Genomic DNA, 26055 nt, shown 5'->3' with positions numbered 1-26055 from the left:
GTAGCGCGGTGGTCCCACCTGACCCCATGCCGAACTCAGAAGTGAAACGCCGTAGCGCCGATGGTAGTGTGGGGTCTCCCCATGCGAGAGTAGGGAACTGCCAGGCATCAAACAAGCCGAAAGCCCGTCCGCAAGGACGGGCTTTTTGCGTTGGGGCAAATTCAATAATTTATGGCTAAAATAACTGGATATGCATCATTAGCGAGGTTATTTTGCCGAACCCCCCATTTAACTACCAACAAGATTTCGCCAACATAAACTTTCGTGACCATCCTGAACGCTATCAGGTGGGGCGGGGAGAGCAGGGGGTTTTGCTGGTTGAACCCTATAAGAGCGAAATTCTGCCCCACTGGCGCTATAAAAATGCTGAGGTTGCGAAAAAGTCTGCTCAGGAGATCTATGCGCTATTTGAGCAATACCGCCAGCAGGACGATTTCGTTGGCATGGATATGGCCAGAAAATTTATCCAGATGGGTTACACCCGCGCCAGACGCTATGCCAATCATAAAGGCGGGAAGAAGTACGATGATGATCGTAATGTTCGTCCTTTAGATCACGATCCCGTGAAAGCTGAAGCGGCAAAAGTTTTTAAAGGATGGTGGGATAAAATTCGTGCCGATGATGATTATTTACAAAGAAAACAAGCACATCAGAAAAAGTGGGGATAAGGGCTTTACCTGATATGACCTCGGCTTTTGATGTAAATGAGATTTATTATCAAATTTTCTTTACGGGCAAAAAATAAAGGTGTATTTAAATGCATGTTTAAAGCCGGAGATAATTATGAGCCATCACAGAATCCCTAAAAACTGGACAATCAAACGTTCAACGCCCTTTTTTACTAAAGATAACGTTCCAGCCGCCCTTCTGAGCCACCACAACACCGCTGCCGGTATTTTCGGTCAACTATGCGTGATGGAAGGAACGGTGACCTATTATGGCTTCGCAAATGCTGAGGCGACCGAGCCGGAAGTGAAAGTTGTGATTAACGCCGGTAGCTTCGCCACCAGCCCACCGCAGTACTGGCACCGTATTGAGATGACGGACGATGCACAGTTCAATATCAATTTCTGGGCCGAACCGACATTTTCCGGTGAGGAAGTGTATAGCGCTAAAAAAGCGTAATGCCGGCTTCTCACTAAAGAAGCCGTATGCGGTAAATAATCGAGCCACTGACACGGAATTTTCAAAACCCGTGTCAGTTTTGTAATGAGATGTGTTTCACCTGGCTGTTGATTCTGAATAAGGAAACTCAGAAGAAGCCTGTCCGTTTTCCTGTTGCTGTACATCCTTATATAAATTATTACACTTCATCACACCAGGGTTATTGTTTTGTTTATTCAACAGCGATACCTTGCATAGAATGTCAAAACCCATGCGTTTAGAACCTTCTTAGGTATATTACGCAAAATCTGTTGGTTACAATAAAATAAATTAAAGAGTTATATACAAAAATTCTCTTAAATGGACGTTGATTTCTATTTCTAAAGGACAAGAAAAATGGATGAACCACGCTTATCTAAGGATAGACCACTGGTTGTAGGAATGATTCGTGGGGGTGGGCGACCGGGTAATAATATTGTTGCCAATGCTCATGCTGCTGCAATGCTGAATGCTAAATTAATTTACTTTACGCCCGAAGACGTTGATGTAAAGAATAAAAAGGTAAAGGCATTACACTATGCCGAAGGTCAGTGGCACTCAGCTGTATGCGATTTTCCTGATGTCATTGAAAATGATGAGCGTTCTCTCAGGAAAAAAGAAGTGTTTGCGGCAATTACTGAGAATGCGCCATTTACGATGCATTCATTAGGAGGGAAATTAACGACCTTTAATCGCCTAAAAAAATCTGGACTCTATGGTAACTTATTGATTCCAGATTACTCAATTAACTCACTTTCCGATTTTACCGGCGCTGTTACTTCATTTGAAAAATTCGTTGTCAAACCTATGCGCGGCTCTCGCGGAAACCAGGTCAGTTACTTTGAGCGAACCAGTAAGGGATTCAATGTGAATCACTCTGGTACGACGAGTACGCTGAATATGGCTGATTTAGCTGGTTTTTATAATGAACACATAAGCAGTAAGCAATATTTACTACAAAATTATATTGAGAGTCGAAGTCGTCATGGGCTCCCTTTTGATATTAGAATTCATGTTCGACGTGGTTACGGAGCCCGGTGGCGGCTTGTGAAAATGTATGCCCGAATTGGCGCTGGAGATTCGATTGTCTCTAATATCTCTGCCGGCGGGAGCATAGCAGCAGCAAATACATTCTTGCGCACGCAATTTGGCGAGGTGAAAGGGCGTCAGATTTTGAGTGAGCTTAAAGAGCTTGCCAATACATTCCCTGACAAGTTCCAGTCGTTGTATCCAGAGTTTATGATTGATGCTTTAGGTATTGATATCGGGATAGATCGTGATGGCAAATTATGGATTTTTGAAATTAATAGCTTTCCGGGAGCAACATTTTTTGAACTGACAGCCGCGATTCCACGTATGGAATATGCTGTCTGGTTGGCTCGTGATTATATACAGTGTCGTCAAAATAAACCGGGATCAGTAGCCTTATGCGTTAACGGAGCGTAACGCTCTACCGGAACGCTGAAAAGCAAAAACCCAGCCATAGGCTGGGTTCTCTGAATAGTGGTGCCCGGACCCGGACTAACGCCGAAGGCGTTGAACAGCGCGTTTATCGCGCTGGCCCCGGAGGGGTGAGCCGCTGGCGGCGAATAATCGAACGTAGTTCGATGAAGAGTCCGGCTTTCCAGAAGCAAAAAACCAGCCCGTAGGCTGGTTTTTCTAAATAGTGGTGCCCGGACTCGGAATCGAACCAAGGACACGGGGATTTTCAATCCCCTGCTCTACCGACTGAGCTATCCGGGCAACGGGGCGCATTAAACCCGATCCGTCTCGTGCCGTCAACGAAATTTGTTGATTTCGTTACTGACCGCACACTCTGTCGCCATTTTGCTGCGATCTCAGGCAAAAAGGGCTGTCCACAGGGCAGAGAGCGGCATAGCGATCACCAGCGCAGGCAACATATTCACCACCGCAAACATCTTAATACCGCAGATCCGCAGACCCGTCGCCAGCAGCAACAGGCCGCCAACGGCGGTGAAGTCAGCCATCATTGCCGGAGTGGTCAGCGGCAATATTAGCGTGGCACAGGTTGCAAGAGCGAGCTGGATAAGCAGCATTGGCACGCAAATGGCGGCGACAGCGACACCCAATGTGGTGGCAAAGATAGTGGCGGTAAAGAAATCAAGAAAGGCTTTGGCAATAAGGATACTGGGGTCGCCGGTCATTCCCTCCTGCATAGAGCCAAAAATCCCCGTGCCGCTGGCGCAAAACAGAATAATGATGGCGACATAGTTCTGAATAAATGCGTCGTGCCCACCGCCTTTCTGTTTCCCCCGGGAAAGCAAATCTTTCGCTTTGCTGACGGCACCGTTAATGCCTTTTTCCAGATAGCAAAACTCGCCGATCAGCGCCCCGAGTAGCGTTGCCAGCACCATCACCGGCAGGTTGGCACACTTGATCACCAGCAGAATACCGATTCCCAGTGAGGCCAGACCGAAAATAGAGGGCATTGAGGAGCGAATACGCTCCGGTAATCGCTGGCTTACTACGGCACCCAGTACGCCGCCCAGCAGCACGGCACCTGCATTAATAAATGGTCCAATAACCACTGCGAGCTCCTGTTATTTACGCATTGATATTGCATTATTATTACTCTTTTCAGTGGGTAATCGCCAAATATAATGCTGTTTTTTGCATAATGATTCCTCCTTGCGCCCTCTGGCGAAAGGTGACATTATTGCGCGAATTTTCTCCTCTCAGATATGGGGCCGCCAATGAACAGAATTTCTCTCGCTGCGCGAATGGCTGGCCGTATCGACACGTCTTATTCTACGCTCACCATGCGGTGAGGGTAACGCAGGCTCACTGCAGGACAACAGTAAAACCAGACGCGTTCTGCTTTTACTGATGTCTGGCGGTCGGAGCTGAACTCCGGTCAGACACATTCGTTGGGCAGGGGGATTCCCTGTCCGGGGCTTTTTCTCGCCTTACACGGGTATTTGCGCTTATGAAATCAATGAAAATTGCCGTCAGCCGTGAGCTGGCGTCCGCTTTATCCACGCACCGGGAAGTGGTAACGCTGGATAACACAGATTTTACGGATGTGGCGGCAGTCGTCATTACCGTCGCTGAAAGTCACAGCGGCATCCTCGCGTTACTGAAACGCACCGGTTTCCATTTACCTGTTTATATGTTCTCAACCGAGCCGGTTGAAACGCCTGCGGGTGTCGATGCGGTGATCGATGGCAAAGCGCAGGAGTGGTTAGAGCTGGAAGCGGCTGCCTGTCGCTACGAAGAGAACCTGCTGCCGCCGTTTTTTGACACCCTCAGCCAGTACGTGGCGATGGACAACAGCACCTTTGCCTGTCCGGGTCACCAGCACGGCGCGTTCTTTAAGAAACACCCTGCAGGCCGTCAGTTCTTTGATTTCTTCGGTGAGAACGTCTTTCGTGCCGATATGTGCAACGCCGACGTGAAGCTCGGCGATCTGCTGATTCATGAAGGTTCTGCCAAGCATGCGCAAAAGTTCGCGGCGAAGGTGTTTAACGCCGATAAAACCTATTTCGTTCTCAATGGTACCTCGGCGGCCAACAAGGTGGTGACCAATGCGCTGCTGACCCGTGGCGATCTGGTGCTGTTTGACCGCAACAACCATAAGTCCAACCATCATGGCGCGCTGATTCAGGCCGGTGCGACGCCGGTCTATCTTGAAGCGGCACGCAATCCGTTTGGCTTTATTGGCGGCATCGACGATCGCTGTTTTGACGAGGCGTACCTGCGGGACCTAATCCGCGACGTCGCCCCGGAAAAGGCCGGTGAAGCGCGTCCATTCCGTCTGGCGGTGATCCAGCTCGGCACCTATGACGGCACCATCTATAACGCTCGTCAGGTGGTCGATAAGATTGGTTCGCTGTGCGACTACATCCTCTTCGACTCCGCGTGGGTAGGCTACGAGCAGTTTATCCCAATGATGGCCGACAGCTCTCCGTTGCTGCTGGAGCTGAATGCGAATGATCCTGGGATCTTCGTCACCCAGTCGGTACACAAGCAGCAGGCCGGGTTCTCGCAGACCTCGCAAATCCACAAAAAGGATAACCATATCCGCGGTCAGGCGCGTTTCTGCCCGCACAAGCGCCTTAACAACGCGTTCATGCTGCACGCTTCAACCAGTCCGTTCTATCCGCTGTTTGCGGCCCTCGATGTTAATGCCAAGATCCACGAAGGGGAGAGTGGACGTCGGCTGTGGGCAGAGTGCGTTGAGTTGGGCATTGAAGCGCGCAAGGCGATTATCGCCAACTGCAAGATGATTAAGCCGTTTATCCCGCCGGTTGTGGCGGGGCGTCCATGGCAGGATCACCCGACCCATGCGATTGCCAGCGAGCTGCGTTTCTTCAGCTTTGAGCCGGGCGCAAAATGGCACGGTTTTGAGGGCTATGCCGATCGGCAATATTTTGTCGACCCCTGCAAGCTGCTGCTGACCACGCCGGGCATCGACGCCGAAAGTGGGGAATATACCGGGTTTGGGATCCCTGCAACCATACTGGCGCACTACCTGCGTGAAAAAGGCATCGTCCCGGAGAAGTGCGATCTCAATTCCATTCTTTTCCTGCTGACACCGGCAGAGAGTGCCGAGAAGCTGGCCCAGCTCGTGGCGATGCTGGCGCAGTTCGAGCAGCACATTGAAGACGATACCCCGCTGGCGGACGTTCTGCCGACCATCTGGAACAAATATCCGGTGCGCTACCGGGACTACACGCTGCGTCAGCTCTGTCAGGAGATGCACGATCTGTATGTCAGCTTTGATGTGAAAGATCTACAGAAAGCGATGTTCCGTAAAGAGAGCCTGCCCACCGTAGCGTTGAACCCGCAGGATGCTAACCAGGCCTTTATTCGCGGTAACGTCGAGCTGGTGCGCATCAGCGAAGCCGAAGGGCGCATCGCCGCGGAAGGGGCGCTGCCATACCCACCAGGTGTGCTGTGCGTGGTGCCGGGTGAGCTGTGGGGTGGCGCGGTGCAGCGTTACTTCCTGGCGCTGGAAGAGGGCGTCAATCTGCTGCCAGGCTTTTCACCGGAACTGCAGGGCGTATACAGCGAGAAGGATGCGGATGGCATTAAACGTTTGTACGGTTATGTGCTGAAGTAAAAAAAATCCCCCTCCGCAAGGAGGGGGACGTAGCCGATTAATGTGCGACAGTCTGCGCACCCGTTGGCGTACGAACATGTTTGTACTTGAACAGCACCATGAACGCGAAGGCCAGCACCAGCGAGTAGCCTGCAAAGATCAGCCAAACAGGCTGCCAGTCGGTAATACCGTTGGTGGTATACATCTCCACCACCTTGCCGCTCACCACGCCGCCGAGAATACAGCCGAAGCCGTTGGTCATCATCAGGAACATACCCTGGGCGCTGGCACGGATTTCCGGACGTACCTCTTTTTCCACAAATACGGAACCGGAGATGTTGAAGAAGTCGAAGGCGCAGCCGTAGACAATCATCGACAGAACCAGCAGCACGGTACCGAAGGCAGACGGATCGCCGTAAGCGAACAGACCGAAGCGCAGCATCCACGCAAAAATACTGATCATCATGACGTTCTTAATGCCGTAGCGGCTCAGGAAGAACGGGATGGTCAGGATGAACAGCGTTTCGGAGATCTGGGAAATCGACATCATCACCGACGCGTGTTCAACGATAAAGCTGCCGGAGAACATCGGGTCGTTATCGAAGCTGTGCAGGAAGGTGTTGCCGAACATGTTAGTGATCTGTAGCTCCGCGCCCAGCAGCATGGAGAAGATGAAGAAGATCGCCATGCGTTTGTTTTTAAACAGCGCGAACGCGTCCAGGCCAAGCATTGAACTCCAGCTCTGGTTTTTCTGCTGGTTAGAGACCGGAATGTGCGGCAGGGTCAGGGTGAACAGCACCAGAACAATGGAGAGCGCCGCACCGATATAAAGCTGCATATGGCTAAGCTCGAAGCCGGAGAAGCTCACCGCCCACATCGCCATAATAAAGCCGATGGTGCCCCAGATACGGATCGGCGGGAAGTCGGTCACGATGTCCAGGCCCGCCGTTTTCAGGCGATAGTAGGAGATGGTGTTGACCAGCCCCAACGTTGGCATATAGGCCAGCGAGTTAAGCAGGATCACTATAAACATCGCTCCCGGCGTGGTGACTTCGGCCGCCATAAACAGCGTACCTGCCCCCACCAGATGACAAAGCGCATAGAGCCACTTCGCGCTGATCCATTTGTCCGCCACGATCCCGAGCAGAGTCGGCATAAATACCGCGGCAATACCCAGAGAGCTATAGACAGCGCCGATAGAGGCGCCATCGAATTTGAGCGTGACAAACATGTAGGAGCCGAGCGTGGTTAGCCAGCTCCCCCACAGACAGAACTGCAGAAACGACAAGATTTTAAGCTGCAGCTTAAGGTTCATGTTACTTTCCTCACAAGAGAGCGGGCTGTATGTTGGTGTAGAAACATTTGGGTTTTGTATTTGATGCAATTCTATCAGCGAGTGGCGTGATGTTTTGTTACCTCCCGCAAAAAAATGCAATCAACATTAATTTGCAGTTTGGATTGTGATGCAAATAACAATTTCCTATGGATGCCGGGGCAAGAAAGGGCTGAATCTTTACCCTCTCCGGAAAGGAGAGGGTAAAAATAGTCACACTACTTTCTGCGATAGCTCTTTTGAGCCGTATTGACCTTGTACAGGTAGCGGCGGGACTCTGCGGAGGGGTGACGGCTGGTGAGGGTCTGATAAACATCCCCTGGCGACATGCTGTTAATGATGTTTGCCGCCTGGACTTTATCACTGGAGAAGACGCGCAGCACGCTGCCTGCGCCGCCGTTATAGGCGATAATCACCGCGTAGCGGCGCGAGGTTGGGTTATCGATACCGCTCAGGTAAACGTTGTTCAGCATCGCCAGATAGGCCGTGCCGGTATCAATATTACTGGCGGGATCGAAAAGATAGCTACGACTCGGCGTGCCGGACCTCCCCTGCGAGCGGAACACATCTTTTCCGGCGCTGTGCTGCACAACCTGCATCAGGCCCAGCGCGTCGGAACGGCTCACTGCATACGGGTTGAAAGACGATTCGGTCTGCATGATCGCCAGAATCAGCGACTCATCGACGCCATATTTACGTGAGGCCTGGCGCACCATCCCGACATATTTATGTGCACGCTTATCGAGGTGGTTTGGCACCAGGTTGATGGTCACGCTGTAGATTACGCGCAGGCCGTTGCTACGGCTTTTAAGGCGCGTCTGCAGCAGATAATTGGCAAAGTTGTTGGCGCGGCCTTCCCAGCGAATGGACTGGCCGGTTTGATCCACCACCTGACCATAGAGGAAGGGTTCTCTCGAGATAGTGATGTCGTCAGCGTCGGAATAAAGATCGATAGAGCCCGGATCGTCGCCCATCAGCAGCGTTTTCACGATCGCCTCGCGCAAACGCGCCGCAGGATCGGTTCCGGCGATGGTCTCGACGGTGATCGTCCCCTCGTCAAAGTTAATGTGGCTGCGGGTCTGGTAGGCGTCGGTGTATTTAACGTAGTCCTTCGGTCCGGCAATCAGAACTTCGTTAAATCCCCATATGTTTTCGATGTTATGGGCGAACTGCCCCATCAGAATGTCAAAACCGTTGGTGTCCTTTACCCAGGCTTCGTTATAGCTATCGCCTTTTTTACTGGAGGAACACGAAACAAGTAACGGTGCAACAAGAGCAAGCGCTAAAAATTTTTTCATCATTCCTGGAGTGCATGTTGTGTTTGTTCCGGGGCGGATGCCGGGCATCCGCCCGCTGGGTATTATTTTTCTGGCGGCGTATAACCTTCGATATGAACGTCTTTACCTTCAAACAGGAAGTTCACCATCTCCTCTTCAAGCTGTTTACGGTGTTCAACGTTCATCATGTTGAGCTTACGCTCGTTAATCAGCATGGTTTGCTTGTGTTGCCACTGCGCCCACGCCTCTTTTGAGATTTCGTTATAGATGCGTTTACCCAGCTCGCCTGGATAGAGCTGGAAGTCCTGGCCTTCTGCGTCGCGTTGCAGGAAGGTACAAAAAATTGTTCTGGCCATACTGATTCCTCTTTGTCGCCCGGAGCTAAGCCGTTGCCCCGACACGTAATTGCTGTAACAGGCGCTCTACGGGAGCAGCCAGCCCCACTGACGGCGGTTGCGCTAAGTTATACCAGAGAGCGTTGCCTTCATCCATGCACGCCGTGAATGAGGACACGGGAAGCCACATCGGAACAATATCCAGATGGAAATGGCTGAAGGTATGGCGAAACGCGGTGAGCTGCACAAGAGTATCGGCGCTGATGCCGCGCTGCGCCAGCCAGACGCGCAGTCCGGCCTCATCGTCAAACTGCGGGAAGCAGAACAGGCCACCCCATAATCCACTTGGTGGACGCTGGGCGAGGTACACGGTTTCTTCGTGCTGCATCAGCAGAAAATAGCCGGTACGCTCCGGCAGCGTCTGCTTCGGTTTTTTACCGGGATACTGCGCCCAGGACTGGTTAGCATAGGCCACACACAGATTATTCAGCGGGCAGAGTTCGCATTTGGGCTTTGAGCGGGTGCAGACCATCGCCCCTAAATCCATCATCGCCTGGTTAAAACGTTCAACGCCGTTGGCGGGGGTTACTGTCTCGCTGATCTCCCACAGGCGTTTCTCCACCTCTTTTTTTCCCGGCCAGCCGCTGACAGCATAGCAGCGCGCCAGCACGCGTTTTACGTTGCCGTCGAGAATAGGGAAATGTTTGCCCAGTGAAAGGGAGAGGATCGCCCCGGCGGTGGAGCGCCCGACGCCCGGCAGGGCGGCCACTTCATCGAAGGTCTCCGGGAAGACGCCATTGTGCAGCGACACCACCTGCTGTGCGGCTTTGTGCAGATTGCGGGCGCGGGCGTAATAGCCGAGGCCGGTCCACAGATGCAACACTTCATCCAGCGGTGCATTTGCCAGATCGGTTACCGTCGGGAAACGCGCCATAAAGCGCTCAAAGTAAGGTATAACAGTCGCGACCTGCGTTTGTTGCAACATCACCTCTGAAAGCCATACTTTGTAGGGTGTTTTTTCAGTTTGCCAGGGCAGGGTTTTACGCCCGTATTTGTCGTACCAGTCCAGCACCTGGGCTGAAAATTGAGAGGCTTGCATGGTCTTCGCTTCGCGATATCAGGGACGCAGATTGCAGCACAGAGGCCTGCGGCTGTAAACCGGATCTTTCCCATGCTTGCATCCGGTCATTAACTTTGGATAATGCCCGTTTCCCGAACATTCTCACAAGCAGACTACTCTTTTATGAAAAACGACGTCATATCACCGGAATTTGATGAAAATGGCCGCCCGCTGCGCCGTATTCGCAGCTTTGTCCGCCGTCAGGGGCGCCTGACAAAAGGGCAGCAGCACGCGCTGGATAACTACTGGCCGGTGATGGGCGTTGAGTTCACCGAACAGCCGCTCGACTTTGTGAAACTGTTTGGCCGCGACGCGCCGATTACGCTGGAGATCGGTTTCGGCATGGGCGCTTCGCTGGTAACGATGGCAAAAGCGCGCCCGGAGCAGAACTTCCTCGGTATTGAAGTGCACTCCCCGGGTGTGGGTGCTTGCCTGGCGACCGCTCATGAAGAGGGTGTCGAGAATCTGCGCGTGATGTGTCATGACGCGGTAGAAGTGCTGCACAAGATGATCCCTGACAATTCTCTCTGCATGGTTCAGCTCTTTTTCCCTGACCCCTGGCACAAAGCACGTCATAATAAACGCCGTATCGTTCAGGCGCCGTTTGCTGAACTTCTCAGAAGCAAACTGAAGCTGGGTGGCGTTTTCCATATGGCGACCGACTGGGAACAGTATGCGGAACATATGCTGGAGGTGATGTCGGGGCTCGACGGGTATAAAAACCAGTCGCAGAGCAACGACTATGTACCGCGTCCGGAATCACGTCCGGTAACCAAATTTGAACAGCGTGGCCATCGTCTTGGTCACGGCGTATGGGACTTAATGTTCGAGAGGGTGAAATAATGGCAAAGAACCGTAGCCGTCGTCTGCGTAAGAAAATGCACATCGACGAGTTCCAGGAAATGGGTTTTTCGGTTGCATGGCGTTTCCCGGAAGGCACCAGCGTAGAAAAAATTGATGAAGACGTGGATGCTTTCATCAACGAAGTCATCGAGCCGAATAAGCTGGCGTTTGACGGCAGCGGCTACCTGGCGTGGGAAGGTTTGATCTGCAAACAAGAGATCGGCAAGTGCACCGAAGAACATCAGGCCATCGTACGTAAGTGGCTGGAAGACCACAAATTCGAAGAGGTGCGCATCAGCGAACTTTTCGACATTTGGTGGGACTAATAAAGCATCAGAGGGCCAGCAATTGCTGGCCCATTTTGTATGAGGGAGAATATATGATGCGCAAAACGCTGCTCGCTGCGGCTTTAATGACCACGGCTCTGACCGCACACGCAGAATACAAATGCGAGGTTACGCCGCGTGACGATGTGATCCTGAGTCCGCAAACCGTGCAGGTAAAAGGTGAGAACGGCAATCTGGTACTCACGCCTGACGGCAACGTCATGTTTAACGGCAAGCAGTATCAGCTGAGCGCCGCCCAACGCGAACAGGCAAAAGATTACCAGGCCGATCTGCGTAGCGCGCTGCCGTGGATCGATGACGGCGCCCGTACGCGGGTGGAACAAGGCCGTATCGCGCTGGATAAAATCATCGCAAAAGAGGTCGGGGAGAGCAGCAATATGCGCTCGCGCCTGACCAAACTGGACGCGCAGTTAAAAGAGCAGATGAACAAGATTATCGAACATCGTACCGATGGCCTGACGTTCCACTATCAGGCGATCGACCAGGTACGCGCCAACGGGCAGCAGCTGGTAAATCAGGCGATGGGCGGCATCCTGCAGGACAGCATTAATGAGATGGGCGCTAAAGCGGTGCTGAAGGGCGGCGGCAACCCGCTGCAGGGCGTGCTGGGTAGCCTGGGCGGCCTGCAAACCGCGATCCAGAATGAATGGAAAAACCAGGAAGCGGATTTCCAGAAATTCGGTAAAGACGTGTGCAAACGCGTGGTGTCGCTGGAAGAGAGCCGCAAGGCGCTGGTGGGGACGCTGAAGTAGGTTAGTGCGGCCCGGGCCCCTCACCCTAACCCTCTCCCCTGAGGGGAGAGGAAACAGTCTGCCACCGCTGGTGAGTTATAGCGTGGTTTGCCCCCTCTCCCCTGAGGGAGAGGGAACAGTCTGCCACCGCTGGTGAGTTATAGCGTGGTTTGCCCCTCTCCCCTGAGGGAGAGGGAACAGTCTGCCACCGCTGGTGAGTTATAGCGTGGTTTGCCCCTCTCCCCTGAGGGGAGAGGGAACAGTCTGCCACCGCTGGTGAGTTATAGCGTGGTTTGCCCCTCTCCCTTGAGGGAAGAGGGGGCAGTCTGCCACCGCTGGTGAGTTATAGCGTGGTTTACCCCTCTCCCCTGAGGGGAGAGGGAACAGTCTGCCACCGCTGGTGAGTTATAGCGTGGTTTGCCCCTCTCTTCGGAGGGAAGAGGGAACAGTCTGCCACCGCTGGTGAGTTATAGCGTGGTTTTCTCCCTCTCCCTTTCAGGGAGAGGGCCGGGGTGAGGGTAGAAGCGTTTGCAGATTCTCTAAAACTGTATTCAACACCCCTTCCTCGTTATTCCACAGTTCGTTGTTCCAGAACCGAATCACCGTCCAGCCTCTCTGATTCAACCAGGCGGTTCTGTCCCGGTCATATTCTTCTCTTTCATCGTGTTGTCCTCCATCCAGCTCAATCGCCAGGCGAGCCTCGCAACAAACGAAATCCAGAATGTAATTCCCGGCAGGATGCTGGCGACGAAATTTATAGTGAGCGAACCGGCGACTGCGTAACAGATACCAGAGTCGTCTCTCTTCTGTGGTCAGCTCACGGCGGAGCTGTTTTGCATAAGAACGAATAATTTCCATCCCTGCACTCTGCCAGCTTTTCCCTCAGCCAGCAGAACGGGATGCAAAATCCTGAATCAGGCTTCAGAATCTTCGGCGAGGAACAGCTCAAGAAGGGAGTTTAAGAACAGCTTGCCGTGCTCGGTTATTTTCCAGTAATCAGCACATTCAGTGAGATACCCCTGCGCCAGCGCTTCGTCAATCTGCGGGCGAATGACCGACTCCGGTAATCCGGTATACCGCGTAAACTCCACGCGGGGCGCGGCCTCCAGCAGGCGGAAGCGGTTCATAAAGAACTCAAACGGCTTATCTTCAGCTTCGACGTCGTGGCTGCGCTCCAGATAGCGTCCCTCCATAAAGCCACGCGGATGACGCGTTTTGGCCGTGCGCAGGATCCGTCCGTCCGGGAAGGTCACTTTGCCGTGCGCGCCACAGCCAATCCCTAAGTAATCACCAAAGCGCCAGTAGTTCAGGTTGTGCTGGCACTGGTAGCCCGGCTTAGCGTAGGCCGAGGTTTCATACTGTTGATACCCGGCAGCGGTCAGTAGCTGGTGGCCCTGCTCGAAAATATCCCACAGCGCATCGTCATCAGGTAGAACCGGCGGCCGCGAACCAAACAGCGTGTTGGGCTCAATCGTCAGCTGATACCAGGAGAGGTGCGGCGGGTTCAGCTCAATAGCCTGGCGCAGATCGTCCAGCGCTTCTTCCAGAGACTGATCCGGCAGGCCGTGCATCAGGTCGAGGTTAAAGCTGCGCAATCCCAGACCGGTTGCCAGGTGAGCGGCACGCTTTGCCTCATCCGGGCCATGAATTCGCCCCAGTCGTTTTAATTTCGGCTCGCTGAAACTCTGCACGCCAATGGAGATACGGTTCACCCCGGCGCGCTGATAGTCGACAAAACGGTCGGCCTCAACCGTGCCCGGATTGGCCTCCATGGTAATTTCTGCATCCGCTGCCAGAGTAAGGCGTGCACGCACGCCAGCCAGCAGCGTCTGCATCGCCGGGCCTGAAAGCAGGCTCGGCGTACCGCCACCGATAAAAATGGTCTTTACTTCACGTCCCTGCGCGTAAGGTACATCGGCGTCCAGATCGGCCAGCAGATGCTGAACATAATCGTCATGAGGCACTTCGCCTTTCAGCGCATGCGAGTTGAAATCGCAGTACGGGCACTTCTGCACGCACCACGGGATGTGAATATAAAGACTCAGGGGTGGCAAATTAGCCATTACGTAATGCTTCCAGTAACAGTTTCAGGGCGCGCCCACGATGGGAGATCGCGCTTTTTTCTTCGCGGGTCAGTTCCGCAGCGGTTTTGCCCTCGGTCGGGACAAAGAAAATCGGATCGTAGCCAAAGCCGCCACTGCCTGCCGCCTCGCGGGTAATCACACCCGGCCAGCTGCCGTGGCAGACGATAGGCGTAGGATCTTCTGCATGACGCATATAGACCAGTACGCAGTGGAACTGCGCCTGGCGCTGCTCGTCCGGCACATCCTTGAGCGTCTCCAGAAGTTTCTCAAGGTTCTGCTGGTCGCTGGCATCGACGCCGGAATAGCGAGCAGAGTAAATGCCCGGTGCGCCATCAAGGGCATCCACCGCCAGGCCAGAGTCATCGGCGATGGCCGGCAAGCCGGTTACCTGCGCCGCATGACGCGCCTTCAGAATGGCGTTTTCAATAAAGGTCAGGCCGGTCTCTTCTGCAGAGTCCACACCCAGCTCGGTCTGGGCTACCACATCCAGACCAAAATCGTTTAACAGCGAGGCCAGCTCGCGCACTTTACCGGCGTTACCGGTAGCGAGAACAACTTTTTGCATGTGTTAATCCTGTTGTATCAGTGCCGCGACTTCCGTCGGGATTTGTTGCGGATTAAGAATTTTGACCTGCTTGTGGCGCCCCAGTTCACCCTTCTCGATCAGTACCTGGCTTTTCGCGACGCGAAACTGCTTTGCCAGATACTTAACCAGATGGGCGTTCGCCTGGCCGTCCACAGGTGGGGCAGTGATGGCGACTTTTATTTCGTCGCCATGCAGTCCAGTAATGGTGTCACGGCTGGCTTTCGGCTGAATATACAGCCGCAAAACCAGCCCATCGGCGCAGGTGCTGACCGCACTCATAGCGCCATCCACAGCCCCGGCAGCAGGATGTTGCCTGTAGACTGCAGCAGTTCAGCGATGCCCATATTGATAACGTACAGCAGCAGTACGAGGATCATCGGGGAGAAGTCGATCCCGCCCATGGCTGGCAGCAGATTACGGATCGGGCGCAGCAGCGGGTCGGCGAGCTGAATAAGAGAATATTCCACCGGACTACGGCCCTGGCTCACCCAGCTCATGATCGCCATCAGCAGCAGGACCCAGAAAATCAGCAGGCCGATGGTTTTTATCAGGATCAGTACCGCCGCGATCCAGATGATCGGCTGGAAGGTGATGACCATAAACAGTACGATCGCTTTCACCACGCACAGGATCAGCGCTACCAGCAGGGAGGCACTGTCGATGGGCCCCATCGGGGGGATCACCCGACGCAGCGGCCCGACTATTGGCTGGGTCACTTTCACGACAAACTGTGAGAAGGGGTTGTAAAAATCACAACGGGCCCACTGCATCCAGACGCGTAACAAAAGCACCATCGTATACAGTTCAATGACCGTTGAGAGCAGGAAGGTCAACGTCTTCATGGCGTTCCTCAGGTTTCCTTATTATTGGGTGTAATCGCGCGCACCGAAAATTGCTGTACCGATGCGCACCATGGTGCTGCCAGCCGCAATTGCGGCGGCCATATCGTCCGTCATGCCCAGTGAAAGCGTGTCGACCGTTGGGTAGCGCGTTTTAAGCGCCTCAAATGCTACAGCCATTTGCCGGGCCACGGCAAACTGCCTGTCGTAATCCGCTTCAGGAGCAGGGATCGCCATTAACCCACGCAGGCAAATGCCGGGCAGCTCGGCCACCTGTTCCGCCAGCAGATCCAGCGCATCCAGCGGAATGCCGGATTTGCTGTTTTCATCACTAATGTTAATTTGAATCAGCACGTTAAGCGGCGGCATCCCGGCCGGGCGCTGCTCGCTCAGACGAGTGGCGATGCGTAGCCGATCGACGGTATGGCACCAGTCGAAATGCTCTGCCACCAGCCGGCTTTTGTTCGACTGCAAGGGCCCGATAAAGTGCCACTGCAGATCCGTGGCGCCTGTTTCGCGGAAGTGGCGAATTTTTTCCACACCTTCCTGCACGTAATTCTCACCGAACATGCGCTGGCCTGCGTCAATCGCTTCTGCGATAGCGCTCGCAGGTTTGGTTTTACTGACGGCAAGCAACGAAACTTCTTCTGAAGCACGGCCGCAACCTGTTGCTGCGGCTGAGATTTTGTCCCTGACCTGTGCCAGGTTATGCGCAATGTCGTTCATTTTCCGAGGATCATTAAATGGATATGGAAGAAATTGTGGCCCTTAGTGTAAAGCATAACGTGTCGGATCTACACCTGTGCAGTAACGCGCCGCCTCGCTGGCGCCGGCGAGGCAAAATGGAGTTTGCCCCCTTTCCGGGGCCGGATGTCGTAATGCTGCTGAAAAGCTGGCTCAGCGATGAGCAACAAGGGGCATGGTGCGCCCAGGGGCAGTTGGATTTTGCCGTCACGCTTGCGAGCAAGCAACGGCTGCGGGCCAGCGCCTTCGCGCATATGCAGGGCTGTTCTCTGGCGCTCCGCCTGCTTCCGGAGCGGTGCCCGCAGCTGCGTACCCTGGGGGTACCGCGGGCGATCCCGGAGTTGCTGGCGAACGACAACGGTCTGATTCTGGTGACCGGGGCGACAGGCAGCGGAAAATCCACGACCCTTGCGGCAATGGTCGACTTTCTGAATCACCACAGCGACGGGCATATCCTGACCCTCGAAGATCCGGTGGAGTTCATCCATCAGAGCAAGCGGTGCCTGGTGCAGCAGCGGGAGATTGGCCTGCATTGCCCCTCCTTTTCCGATGCGCTGCGGGCCGCGTTACGTGAAGATCCCGATGTGATCCTGCTTGGCGAACTGCGTGACAGCGAGACGATACGCCTTGCGCTCACCGCCGCAGAGACCGGGCATCTGGTGCTGGCGACCTTGCATACCCGGGGCGCCGCCCAGGCAATAGAGAGGCTGGTGGATGCTTTTCCGGCGCAGGAAAAAGAGCCGGTACGTAAACAGCTGGCAGGTAGCCTGCGTGCTGTGCTGGCGCAAAAACTCGAAAGAGATAACCAGCAGGGGCGCGTCGCGCTGTTCGAGTTACTGGTCAACACCCCTGCGGCAGCGAATTTAATTCGCGAAGGTAAAAGCTGGCAACTGCCTGGGGTGATCCAGACCGGGCAGCAGTCAGGCATGCAAAACTTCGATCAGAGCCTTGCTGAACGCAGGGCGCAGGGGCGGCTGTAATGCGTATGCGACAGCAGAGAATAACCCTGGCGGCCTTGTTTCCTGCTGCACGGGCGCTAAAATCGACTTTCTTATTGCAATGATTAAAAGCGGCTATGTCATCACAACCGAACCAAAGTCTTATCGACGGCATTCGCTGTCTGCAATATCTGGTTTCCAGCGGCCGTGCTATCGGTTGTCGTGAACTCGCGCGGCTGATGGGGATCAACACCACCCGTGTTAACCGCTTGCTAATGACCATGGCCTCCATTGGCCTGACCATGCAGGATGAGCATCGCCGCTATCTTCCCGGCCCCGGCATTCACGCCCTGGCGGCACAGTCCATCCGTGGCTCAGAGCTGTTTTCCCGCGCCTTACCCCGGCTGGAGCGCCATGCGCCACGAGATATCGTGGTGGCGCTGGGGGTGCTGTGGGAGGACCAGGTTATCTATATCTGGCACGCCGTTCCCGGCAGCCAGGCCAGCCAGGCGCTGGCCGGTTTCCACATGCTGCCTGCCTGGCAATCGGTGATTGGCATGTCGCTGCTGGCGAGCGAACCGGATGACGCGCTGATACCACGCTTTACCCCTGAACAGTGGCAAAACCTCGCGCCACATGTGGCCCAGCAGCGCGAGCTGGGGCGGGTCGTCTGGCATCACGACGATGGCGAAGTGTCGATGGCGCAGCCCGTAGGCGCGCATCATGCCGCGCTGGCGTTTGCCGGTATGTGGAATATTGACGATGAAAGCGTTCGCACACGCCTGGATGAGCTGACCGCGCTCAACGCCACGCTGCTGGCGGAATAAGGATGCATTGCCCGGAAAGCCGGGCAGAGGGAAGGGGATCAGTAGCCCTGTTCGAAGAAACTTTCGAGAATAATCACGGCCGAGGCGGAATCGACGCTGCCTTTGTTGAGCGCCCGAAAGCCACCATGCTCAAACAGACCGGCGCGGGCTTCTACCGTGCTTAAGCGTTCGTCGTGCAGCTTAATCGCCACCCCAAACCGGCCATGAATTTTATTGGCAAAATTGCGTGCCCGGGCAGTTAATGGCTGTTCTGTGCCATCCATATTCAGCGGTAACCCGACAATCACTTCATCCGGCTGCCACTCTTTCAGCAGTTTTTCAATCAGGTTCCAGTCCGGCGTGCCGTTTTGCGCTTTCAGCGCCGTCAGTGGACGAGCGGTGCCGGTGATACGCTGGCCGATCGCCACGCCGATGCTTTTGGTACCGAAATCAAACGCGAGAAGCGTGCCGCTCATCAGGCGTGCCCCGCAACGCCAGGCATGGTCTGGATATCAATACCAATCAGTTTTGCCGCATCCCGCCAGCGATCGGCGATCGGGGTTTTAAACAGAATGTTCAGATCTGCCGGGGCAGTGAGCCAGGCGTTGTCCAGGATCTCCTGCTCAAGCTGGCCTTTTTCCCATGAGGAGTAACCCAGTGCCACAAGGACATCGGCCGGCTGGCTGGTGGTGCCCAGCGTCTCCAGCACGTCGCGGGAGGTGGTGACAACGGTATTGTCAGAGATACGAATGCTGGAGGAAAAGCCTGGCGGCGTATGCAAAATAAAGCCGCGGTCTTCTGCCAGCGGGCCACCCAGCATCACCGGTTTATCGAGACGAATTTCAGGAACACGTTCGTCCTGGGAAATTTTCAATTTTTCCAGAATGCCTTCAACAGAAAGATTTTCCAGCGGTTTATTGATGATAATCCCCATCGCGCCATCTTCGCTGTACTCGCAGATATAAACTACGGAACGGCGGAAAATCGGATCCTGGAGAGCAGGCATGGCAATAAGAAAGTGATGCTGTAAATTCATTGTCAGAGGTTCAGTTTCCTGGTTTAAAAAGCGACAGCACCCAGTATGCGGACAAACCCGAATGCTGTCACTAACAGTATTGGCTGGGTGACTACTGCTTCAGCCGTTTTTCGATCGCATCCATCAGCATGCCGGTAATGGAGACCGGGAACTCAGCTTCGATTTCACGAATACAGGTCGGGCTGGTGACGTTCACTTCCGTCAGACGATCGCCGATGATGTCGAGGCCAACAAAAATCAGCCCTTTGGCTTTTAACAGCGGACCCACGCGGCGGGCAATTTCCCAGTCGCTTTCGGTCAGCGGACGCGGCTCGCCACGGCCACCGGCAGCCAGGTTACCCCGGGTTTCGCCGCCCTGAGGAATACGTGCCAGGCAGTAGGGAACCGGCTCGCCGTCCACCACCAGCACGCGCTTGTCGCCGTCAACAATCGCCGGAATATAGTTCTGCGCCATGCAGTAGCGGGAGCCATGCTCGGTCAGCGTTTCAGCGATCACGCCCAGGTTCGGGTCGCCCTCTTTAACGCGGAAGATAGAGGCGCCGCCCATGCCGTCCAGCGGTTTCAGAATGATATCGCCGTGTTTCTGCCAGAAGGCTTTCAGCTGCGCTTTGTTGCGCGTCACCAGCGTTTCCGGCGTCAGGTCGGAGAACCAGGCGGTGTAAAGCTTCTCGTTGCAGTCGCGCAGGCTCTGCGGTTTATTGACGATCAGCGTGCCTTTCTCTTCTGCGCGCTCAAGGATATAGGTGCAGTAGATGTATTCCGTGTCGAACGGCGGATCTTTACGCATCAGGATTACGTCGAGTTCGGCAAGCGGCAGATCCTGCTCGGAACCGAACTCGTACCATTTATCGTAATTCTGCTCGACGTTGACGATGCGGGTGCGCGCACGCGCTTCGCCGTTAATCAGGTACAGGTCGCTCATCTCCATATAGTGAAGCTGATAGCCGCGACGTTGCGCTTCCAGCAGCATAGCGAAGCTGGAATCTTTCTTGATATTGATGCTTGCGATGGGGTCCATCACGATGCCGAGCTTAATCATTGTCTTCTCCGTTAATGCTTCAACCTAAATCGCCAAAACGCACCTGCAGGGCAGTAATGGCGGTTAGCGCGGTGGTCTCAGTACGCAGAACGCGGGGTCCCAACAGAATATCAGTAAACTGGTAGCGAGCGGTCATGGCGATCTCCTCTGCCGACAGGCCGCCTTCGGGGCCAATCAACAAGCGCACGCGCTCAACCGGCAGCGGCAGGGTGTTAATACTGGCGCTGGCGCGAGGATGAAGGTTGAGCTTCAGCCCCTGCTCCTCTTCCGCACACCAGGCTTCAAGATCCATGGCCGGGCGGATCTCCGGAACGCGGTTACGGCCACACTGTTCGCAGGCGGCGATGGCGATTTTTTGCCACTGCTGGAGCTTCTTATTCAGACGTTCAGCATCCAGTTTAACCCCGCAGCGCTCAGAAAAAAGTGGCGTAATGAGGCTTACGCCCAGTTCGATCGATTTCTGGATGGTGAATTCCATTTTTTCGCCGCGCGACATCACCTGGCCTAAATGAATATGCAGCGGTGATTCACGATCGTCGATGTCGCCACGCAAAATACTCACCTGCACGCTTTTCTTATCCGCGCGGGTAATTTGTGCGTCAAAGACCTGGTTTGTACCATCAAACAGTTGAATCGCCTGGCCAGCCCCCATACGCAGCACGCGGCCAACGTGGTTGGCGGCCTCCTCAGACAGGGCAATTTCGCTGCCTGCGGCAATAGGTTCAGGGTGATAAATACGGGGAACGCGCATAGTCAAAGAATTCCATAAATAGCCAGGACCCGGCTCAGTCTGTCCCTTCTCCCCTGTGGGGAGAGGGATAGGGTGAGGGGTATACTTAAAGAAACAGTTGCCGCTAGTGTAGGTTAGCTCTTTTGCGCCTGGCAAGCGCGCTGCACGTAAGGGTTGTGATTCCCCTGAACTTTGGCAATGCGCACGTCGCGCTCGCACTCCCAGGCAGTCACCGGATAGAGTTTATCCCAGGCGTTGAAGAGCTGGGTCTGCTGGCGGGAGAGATTAAGGTTATACCTGTCGCGCATATAGAAGTAGGTGCGGGCGATGCTGCCGCGGGCGCGGGCCGGGGGCTCGGCAAGTTTCTCCTTGAAATCGACCTTCATCGCGCATTGACCGTACTGGCCTTCGCCGCCGTTCCACTGGCTGTACATAAAGTTGCCGCGATCGCCATTCACCTCGCCGACGGCGGGTTGCAGGTTATGCATGTCGCTCTCAATCTGGCGATAGACCGGATCTTTCGCACAGTTTTTACGCCCGCCATCCTGCCAGCACTGGCGCTGGTGGCCGAACTGCCATGCCGGGACCACATGTTCCCACTCAATGCGGCTGGCACGGTTTTCATTTTTACGTACTTGGTAGCCGCAGGACTTCAGGTCCACGACCCCTTTTTTGTCCTGCCAGTGAATTTTGCAGCCGCAATAAAAATCGCCCGGAACGTCGGCATTGATCTTCACGCCTGCGGTTTTTGCCTGAGAGAAACTGTGGATACCTTCGGCCAGTGCATGGCCTGAGAACGCCGTCGTCAGAAAAGCGACCGCGAGAGAGAAATTACGGGACATCGTGAACTCCGTGTCAAAACGAGCCCGCAACGTAACGAAAGTTGTTCATGTATGCAATCAGTCAGATCAGGAATGTTCCTGATAGTTCCGACGCTTACTCAGCCATCAGCGGTTCACCACACTTCACACAGCGATAGGTAGCTTCGCCGCGCACCACCCGGTTATGGCGGCGTATCGTAAGCTGGTGTTGCTGACACGGGCAGCGGTAGGGGAACGTATTGCGCCGAACCGAATCAAGCTCGAACTGGTGCGTCCGCCGGGCCGGAACGCCCAGCACCGCTTCCATCATCCATTTCCACTCCTTGCCGTGTGGGGCCACGCGGCCAAAGTGCTTCCACACCAGCAGATGCGCCAGCTCATGCGGGACCACTTCGTCGATAAAGGCCTGCTGGTTTTCCAGCATTAAGACGGGATTAAGGCGGATCTCGTAGGCATCAAGCCAGGCGGTGCCTGCCGCGGTGCCGCGCTGCTGCCACACCAGTTTGGGTTCTGGATAGTTCCGGTCGAGTTTCAGGTTGGCCTGGGCCAGCTTGTCGCGCAGGCTGCGCATAGCGGCTTGCTGAAGCGCAATGGGGAGACGAGGTGTTTTCATAAACGCAGAGCATAGAGCGTGCGGCGGGGCGGTGCAAGCGGCTTCCTCCGCGAGGGAGGAAGCCGGAGGGATCAGTCGTGGGCGCCAATTTCGCGCAGCGGACGACCCTTCATCAGGTTGCGTTCGATATGTTCCAGCGAAACGTGTTTGGTTTCAGGAACCAGCCACAGGGTGAGCACGATAAACAGCAGGTTCAGGCCGCCGTACACCCAGAAGGTGTTGGCATTGCCCAGCGTATCGAGCATGGTCAGGAAGGTTGCGCCGACAATCATATTGGCGATCCAGTTAGTGGCTGTGGAGCAGGTAATACCGAAGTCGCGGCCTTTCAGCGGCTGGATCTCAGAGCAGAGTACCCAGATCAGCGGGCCCGCGCTCATCGCAAAGCCGACAATAAACATCAGCAGCATCGCAACGGCGACGTACTGCAGGGTCGCGGAGTTAATGCCCACATGCAGCATGGTACCCAGCACGCCCATACCCGCCGCCATTACCAGGAAGCCCAGCGTCAGCGTCGGTTTACGACCCCAGCGATCCACCAGGCCGATAGCGATAAAGGTTGCCAGCACGTTGGTCAGGCCGACGATAACGGTGCCCCACATCTGCTGGGTGGTGTTGCTGTAGCCCGCCAGCTCAAAGATTTTTGGCGCGTAGTACATGATGACGTTCATCCCGGTAAACTGCTGCATGATCTGCAGCAGCACGCCAAGGAATACCGCCCGACGGAAGTTGCTGTTCTCTTTAAACAGCGCCCAGCCGCTCTGTTTTACCTGCAGGCTTTCGCGGATCTCTTCCAGTTCATGCTTCGCTTCCGCGCTGGTGTCGCGCAGGCGCAGCAGCACGCGCTCTGCATCGTTAAAGCGCCGTTTGGCCGCAAACCAGCGCGGACTGTCGGGCAGGAAGAAAACGCCAATCAGCAACAGCACCGCCGGGATAATGATCACGCCCAGCATCCAGCGCCATGCGCCGCTGTAGCTGAACGCGGTGTCGGAAAGGTAGGCCCCGAGAATACCAATGGTGATCATCAGCTGATACATAGAGATCATGCTGCCGCGGATTTTCTCCGGCGCGATCTCCGACAGGTAAAGCGGCGCAGTGTAAGAGGCAACGCCCACCGCCAGACCCAGCAGCACGCGGGAGGCAATCAGTACCTCCACGTTAGGGGCCGCGGCAGAGAAGAGAGAGCCGGCGACAAACAGGATCGCGCCGATCATCAGGCTCTTTTTACGCCCGAGCTTAAAGGAGAGCCAGCCGCTGCCGACCGCCCCGACCGCAGCACCGAACATCATCGAGCTGACCACCCACTCCTGGGTGTGGGCATTGATCTGGAATTCATCAGTAATGAACGGCAGGGCACCGGCAATAACGCCGATATCCAGACCGAACAGTAATCCTGCCAGTGCTGCGAGGAAGCAGACGAAGAATGTCATCGTCTTATTGGACGTCCGCCCCTGTTTTTTATTATCAGGCATGAAGCCCTCCAGTTGGTTTTTGTTTTATGAATGTAAAGATTTGAATGAGCTAATGTAAAAGTATGTGAGAGGGGCGAGACAAACAAAGAGAGTATTCCGAAAGGGCTGCGTTTTTATCGCGATGTAAGCGATTTCAGGCGGGGCATTCAGGCGTATAAAAAGCAAAAAGCCAGCACGAGGCTGGCTTTTTCAGTAAGCGGTCAGTCGATTATTTCAGACCGGCAGCTTCACGCAGCTGAGCGGCTTTGTCGGTTTTTTCCCATGGGAAATGTTCGCGACCAAAGTGACCGTAAGCAGCGGTTTCTTTGTAGATCGGGTGCAGCAGATCCAGCATCTGAATCAGGCCATATGGACGCAGATCGAAGAACTCGCGTACCAGCAGGGTCAGTTGCTCAGTCGCCACTTTTTCGGTGCCGAAGGTTTCAACCATGATGGAAGTCGGTTCTGCCACGCCGATGGCGTAGGAGACCTGAATTTCACAGCGGTCGGCCAGACCCGCAGCAACGATGTTTTTGGCAACATAACGTGCCGCGTACGCTGCTGAACGGTCAACTTTTGACGGATCCTTACCGGAGAATGCGCCGCCACCGTGACGCGCCATGCCGCCGTAGGTATCAACGATGATTTTACGTCCGGTCAGACCGCAGTCGCCCATTGGTCCACCAATAACAAAGCGGCCCGTCGGGTTGATGAAGTATTTGGTAGAAGCATTCAGCCACTCGGTCGGCAGAACCGGCTTGATGATCTCTTCCATCACCGCTTCCTGCAGGGATTTCTGATCGATATCTTCTGCGTGCTGAGTGGACAGAACCACCGCGTCGATGCCGACAATTTTGCCCGCGTCGTACTGGAAGGTGACCTGGCTTTTCGCGTCCGGACGCAGCCACGGCAGGGTGCCGTTTTTACGCACTTCAGCCTGACGCTGCACCAGACGGTGAGCATAGGTGATTGGCGCTGGCATCAGCACGTCGGTTTCGTTGGTTGCGTAGCCAAACATCAGGCCCTGGTCGCCCGCGCCCTGTTCCAGCGGATCGGCACGGTCAACGCCCTGGTTGATGTCCGGGGACTGCTTACCAATAGCGCTCAGTACGGCGCAGGAGTTGGCATCAAAGCCCATATCAGAATGTACATAGCCGATTTCACGCACGGTGTTACGGGTGATCTCTTCGATATCAACCCAGGCACTGGTCGTGATTTCACCGCCAACCATCACCATGCCGGTTTTGACATAGGTTTCACAGGCTACGCGTGCCTTTGGATCCTGCTCGAGGATCGCATCCAGCACCGCATCGGAGATTTGGTCAGCAATTTTATCAGGATGTCCTTCTGATACGGACTCGGACGTAAACAGGTGTTTTGCCATGTTTTAATTTACCTAAGGAGAATTTGTTTAGCTCAAACTGTCGTGTGGGGTAGCCGTGGCAGTGTTTTCCACCAGGGCTTGCAAACGATGACACTGGCAGTCTGAGTGTTAATCAGTATGGATGGATTAACATCTGGATGGCTATTTTAGGTCACTTCTTCGCCCGATTTCCAGCTTTTTTTGAATGTGTACACACGCCCTTGAAAACCCAGCCGGAAATTTTTGCTGACAGTGCGGCAACGCTCGCATTTATATTTTGCATTTTCCCCATCTTGTCGGTATAAAACGCGGCGCGCGGCTCATACAAAAAAGCACACGACGTTTCTTCGTGTCGCCACTTCCAGCCGGGTAAAGCAGTGAACTTTAGCTTTAACTTGTCGCGAGTTTTAACGGGCTTGCGTGGAGGTGATACGAGATAATGAACCGTCGTTTTCCGCTAATTCAGTTCTGCCGTTCAGGCCGGAACATGTTCCCCGCCATTCGCATTTCTAATCTGCAAACCTGCCGATGTTATACCCATCTCGGCGCTTCTCAGGATTCCCGGGCAGGCACTACGCTTTGTGAAGACTGAACAAGGGCGCTCTTGTTAATACAAGAGTTTTCTCGTGGTTTCGCCGGACCTTGTCATACAGAGTTCGGATACGTGTTTTACAATGATATGAATAAGAAACCGGTCGCACGACCCGGCGTTCAGCATTCTGTGCTGGAAAACCGGTCGGATAATGGGTTGTTATCGCAGATTGACGCTGCGATAGTAGTCAACTGTTTTACACTGAATAGTAAGAGTTGAGGTTCG

Annotated in this window: 30 protein-coding genes, 1 tRNA gene and 1 rRNA gene; 12 read left to right on the top strand and 20 right to left on the bottom strand. The window is 54.6% G+C overall.

Annotation, left to right across the window (positions count from 1 at the left end; genetic code table 11):
- The 4 genes from rrf to MXM41_RS15805 all read left to right on the top strand — a co-directional run.
- Window positions 1–106 (top strand): 5S ribosomal RNA (rrf, locus tag MXM41_RS15820); the annotation flags it as partial.
- Window positions 107–212: 106 nt separating this feature from the next.
- Complete coding sequence (locus MXM41_RS15815) at window positions 213–668, top strand: DUF4385 domain-containing protein (protein WP_325932972.1); 456 nt, start codon at window positions 213–215, stop codon at window positions 666–668.
- A gap of 115 nt (window positions 669–783) precedes the next feature.
- Window positions 784–1125, top strand: coding sequence for a DUF1971 domain-containing protein (locus MXM41_RS15810; protein ID WP_325932971.1), 342 nt, complete (start codon window positions 784–786; stop codon window positions 1123–1125).
- A gap of 375 nt (window positions 1126–1500) precedes the next feature.
- Window positions 1501–2589 carry a YheC/YheD family protein gene (locus MXM41_RS15805; protein WP_325932970.1) on the top strand — a complete coding sequence of 363 codons (1089 nt, stop codon included), beginning with the start codon at window positions 1501–1503 and terminating at the stop codon, window positions 2587–2589.
- A 221-nt stretch (window positions 2590–2810) separates the two neighbouring features.
- Here the strand turns inward: MXM41_RS15805 and MXM41_RS15800 are convergent.
- Together MXM41_RS15800 and MXM41_RS15795 are read right to left on the bottom strand one after the other, a co-directional pair.
- Window positions 2811–2886, bottom strand: a tRNA-Phe gene (locus tag MXM41_RS15800).
- A gap of 95 nt (window positions 2887–2981) precedes the next feature.
- Window positions 2982–3692 carry a DUF554 domain-containing protein gene (locus MXM41_RS15795; protein ID WP_325932969.1) on the bottom strand — a complete coding sequence of 237 codons (711 nt, stop codon included), beginning with the start codon at window positions 3690–3692 and terminating at the stop codon, window positions 2982–2984.
- A 398-nt stretch (window positions 3693–4090) separates the two neighbouring features.
- On the opposite strand from MXM41_RS15795, the gene MXM41_RS15790 reads away from it, so the two are divergent.
- Window positions 4091–6226 (top strand): ornithine decarboxylase, encoded by a 2136-nt coding sequence (locus MXM41_RS15790; protein WP_325932968.1) that lies wholly within the window; start codon window positions 4091–4093, stop codon window positions 6224–6226.
- Window positions 6227–6263: 37 nt separating this feature from the next.
- Here the strand turns inward: MXM41_RS15790 and MXM41_RS15785 are convergent, their stop codons facing one another.
- From MXM41_RS15785 to mutY, 4 genes are all read right to left on the bottom strand, one after another.
- A complete protein-coding gene (locus MXM41_RS15785; protein ID WP_325932966.1) occupies window positions 6264–7520 on the bottom strand; it encodes a nucleoside permease in 1257 nt (418 codons plus the stop codon).
- A gap of 236 nt (window positions 7521–7756) precedes the next feature.
- Complete coding sequence (gene mltC / locus MXM41_RS15780) at window positions 7757–8836, bottom strand: membrane-bound lytic murein transglycosylase MltC (RefSeq protein ID WP_325932964.1); 1080 nt, start codon at window positions 8834–8836, stop codon at window positions 7757–7759.
- A 62-nt stretch (window positions 8837–8898) separates the two neighbouring features.
- Window positions 8899–9171: an oxidative damage protection protein gene (locus MXM41_RS15775; protein WP_325932963.1), complete on the bottom strand. Its 273-nt coding sequence runs from the start codon at window positions 9169–9171 to the stop codon at window positions 8899–8901.
- 25 nt (window positions 9172–9196) lie between these two features.
- On the bottom strand, window positions 9197–10249 hold the full coding sequence (gene mutY / locus MXM41_RS15770; protein WP_325932962.1) for an A/G-specific adenine glycosylase: 1053 nt from the start codon (window positions 10247–10249) through the stop codon (window positions 9197–9199).
- 144 nt (window positions 10250–10393) lie between these two features.
- On the opposite strand from mutY, the gene trmB reads away from it, so the two are divergent.
- The 3 genes from trmB to MXM41_RS15755 are packed head-to-tail and all read left to right on the top strand — an operon-like array spanning window position 10394 to window position 12212.
- Complete coding sequence (gene trmB / locus MXM41_RS15765) at window positions 10394–11113, top strand: tRNA (guanosine(46)-N7)-methyltransferase TrmB (protein ID WP_325932961.1); 720 nt, start codon at window positions 10394–10396, stop codon at window positions 11111–11113.
- Window positions 11113–11439, top strand: coding sequence for a YggL family protein (locus MXM41_RS15760; protein WP_325932960.1), 327 nt, complete (start codon window positions 11113–11115; stop codon window positions 11437–11439). Before trmB ends, MXM41_RS15760 begins: the two co-directional genes overlap by 1 nt.
- 53 nt (window positions 11440–11492) lie before the next feature.
- A complete protein-coding gene (locus MXM41_RS15755; RefSeq protein WP_325932959.1) occupies window positions 11493–12212 on the top strand; it encodes a DUF2884 domain-containing protein in 720 nt (239 codons plus the stop codon).
- A gap of 474 nt (window positions 12213–12686) precedes the next feature.
- Here MXM41_RS15755 and MXM41_RS15750 read toward each other — a convergent pair whose 3' ends face one another.
- From MXM41_RS15750 to MXM41_RS15725, 6 genes are read right to left on the bottom strand one after another with little or no spacing between them, the layout of a single operon-like run.
- On the bottom strand, window positions 12687–13049 hold the full coding sequence (locus MXM41_RS15750; RefSeq protein ID WP_325932957.1) for an endonuclease domain-containing protein: 363 nt from the start codon (window positions 13047–13049) through the stop codon (window positions 12687–12689).
- 56 nt (window positions 13050–13105) lie between these two features.
- Window positions 13106–14254: a radical SAM family heme chaperone HemW gene (gene hemW / locus MXM41_RS15745; protein ID WP_325932955.1), complete on the bottom strand. Its 1149-nt coding sequence runs from the start codon at window positions 14252–14254 to the stop codon at window positions 13106–13108.
- Complete coding sequence (locus MXM41_RS15740; RefSeq protein ID WP_325932954.1) at window positions 14247–14840, bottom strand: XTP/dITP diphosphatase; 594 nt, start codon at window positions 14838–14840, stop codon at window positions 14247–14249. The genes hemW and MXM41_RS15740 overlap by 8 nt, the downstream gene beginning before the upstream one ends.
- A gap of 3 nt (window positions 14841–14843) precedes the next feature.
- A complete protein-coding gene (gene yggU / locus MXM41_RS15735) occupies window positions 14844–15140 on the bottom strand; it encodes a DUF167 family protein YggU (protein ID WP_325932952.1) in 297 nt (98 codons plus the stop codon).
- The gene (locus MXM41_RS15730; protein WP_325932950.1) at window positions 15137–15703 is read right to left on the bottom strand and encodes a YggT family protein; all 567 of its coding nucleotides are present in this window, start codon (window positions 15701–15703) and stop codon (window positions 15137–15139) included. Before MXM41_RS15730 ends, yggU begins: the two co-directional genes overlap by 4 nt.
- A 21-nt stretch (window positions 15704–15724) precedes the next feature.
- Window positions 15725–16426 carry a YggS family pyridoxal phosphate-dependent enzyme gene (locus tag MXM41_RS15725; protein ID WP_325932948.1) on the bottom strand — a complete coding sequence of 234 codons (702 nt, stop codon included), beginning with the start codon at window positions 16424–16426 and terminating at the stop codon, window positions 15725–15727.
- Window positions 16427–16443: 17 nt separating this feature from the next.
- Between MXM41_RS15725 and MXM41_RS15720 the strand changes: the two genes are divergently transcribed.
- Both MXM41_RS15720 and MXM41_RS15715 read left to right on the top strand, forming a co-directional pair.
- A complete protein-coding gene (locus MXM41_RS15720) occupies window positions 16444–17424 on the top strand; it encodes a type IV pilus twitching motility protein PilT (RefSeq protein WP_325932947.1) in 981 nt (326 codons plus the stop codon).
- 95 nt (window positions 17425–17519) lie between these two features.
- The gene (locus MXM41_RS15715; RefSeq protein ID WP_325932946.1) at window positions 17520–18209 is read left to right on the top strand and encodes an IclR family transcriptional regulator; all 690 of its coding nucleotides are present in this window, start codon (window positions 17520–17522) and stop codon (window positions 18207–18209) included.
- Window positions 18210–18247: 38 nt separating this feature from the next.
- Here the strand turns inward: MXM41_RS15715 and ruvX are convergent, their stop codons facing one another.
- The 8 genes from ruvX to metK all read right to left on the bottom strand — a co-directional run bounded on the left by ruvX (window position 18248) and on the right by metK (window position 25259).
- On the bottom strand, window positions 18248–18664 hold the full coding sequence (gene ruvX, locus MXM41_RS15710; protein ID WP_325932944.1) for a Holliday junction resolvase RuvX: 417 nt from the start codon (window positions 18662–18664) through the stop codon (window positions 18248–18250).
- Window positions 18664–19224: a YqgE/AlgH family protein gene (locus MXM41_RS15705; protein ID WP_325932943.1), complete on the bottom strand. Its 561-nt coding sequence runs from the start codon at window positions 19222–19224 to the stop codon at window positions 18664–18666. Before MXM41_RS15705 ends, ruvX begins: the two co-directional genes overlap by 1 nt.
- A gap of 91 nt (window positions 19225–19315) precedes the next feature.
- Window positions 19316–20263 carry a glutathione synthase gene (gshB, locus tag MXM41_RS15700; protein WP_325932942.1) on the bottom strand — a complete coding sequence of 316 codons (948 nt, stop codon included), beginning with the start codon at window positions 20261–20263 and terminating at the stop codon, window positions 19316–19318.
- A 19-nt stretch (window positions 20264–20282) separates the two neighbouring features.
- Window positions 20283–21014, bottom strand: coding sequence for a 16S rRNA (uracil(1498)-N(3))-methyltransferase (gene rsmE / locus MXM41_RS15695; protein ID WP_325932940.1), 732 nt, complete (start codon window positions 21012–21014; stop codon window positions 20283–20285).
- Window positions 21015–21127: 113 nt separating this feature from the next.
- Entirely contained in the window at window positions 21128–21835 is a 708-nt protein-coding gene (gene endA, locus MXM41_RS15690; RefSeq protein WP_325932939.1) for a deoxyribonuclease I, read from the bottom strand.
- A gap of 94 nt (window positions 21836–21929) precedes the next feature.
- Window positions 21930–22427 carry a SprT family zinc-dependent metalloprotease gene (locus MXM41_RS15685; protein WP_325932938.1) on the bottom strand — a complete coding sequence of 166 codons (498 nt, stop codon included), beginning with the start codon at window positions 22425–22427 and terminating at the stop codon, window positions 21930–21932.
- A gap of 71 nt (window positions 22428–22498) precedes the next feature.
- Window positions 22499–23896 carry a sugar porter family MFS transporter gene (locus tag MXM41_RS15680; protein ID WP_325932937.1) on the bottom strand — a complete coding sequence of 466 codons (1398 nt, stop codon included), beginning with the start codon at window positions 23894–23896 and terminating at the stop codon, window positions 22499–22501.
- Between the two features lie 208 nt (window positions 23897–24104).
- On the bottom strand, window positions 24105–25259 hold the full coding sequence (metK, locus tag MXM41_RS15675; RefSeq protein ID WP_325932936.1) for a methionine adenosyltransferase: 1155 nt from the start codon (window positions 25257–25259) through the stop codon (window positions 24105–24107).
- Between the two features lie 418 nt (window positions 25260–25677).
- Between metK and MXM41_RS15670 the strand changes: the two genes are divergently transcribed.
- Both MXM41_RS15670 and yqgB read left to right on the top strand, forming a co-directional pair.
- Window positions 25678–25830: a hypothetical protein gene (locus MXM41_RS15670; RefSeq protein ID WP_325932934.1), complete on the top strand. Its 153-nt coding sequence runs from the start codon at window positions 25678–25680 to the stop codon at window positions 25828–25830.
- Window positions 25831–25917: 87 nt separating this feature from the next.
- The gene (gene yqgB, locus MXM41_RS15665; protein WP_325932933.1) at window positions 25918–26049 is read left to right on the top strand and encodes an acid stress response protein YqgB; all 132 of its coding nucleotides are present in this window, start codon (window positions 25918–25920) and stop codon (window positions 26047–26049) included.
- The last annotated feature ends 6 nt before the right edge of the window (window positions 26050–26055 follow it).

The sequence above is a fragment of the Leclercia adecarboxylata genome (assembly GCF_035787115.1).
Taxonomy (GTDB): domain Bacteria; phylum Pseudomonadota; class Gammaproteobacteria; order Enterobacterales; family Enterobacteriaceae; genus Enterobacter; species Enterobacter adecarboxylatus_E.
This window is presented reverse-complemented; position numbering and strand designations above follow the sequence as displayed.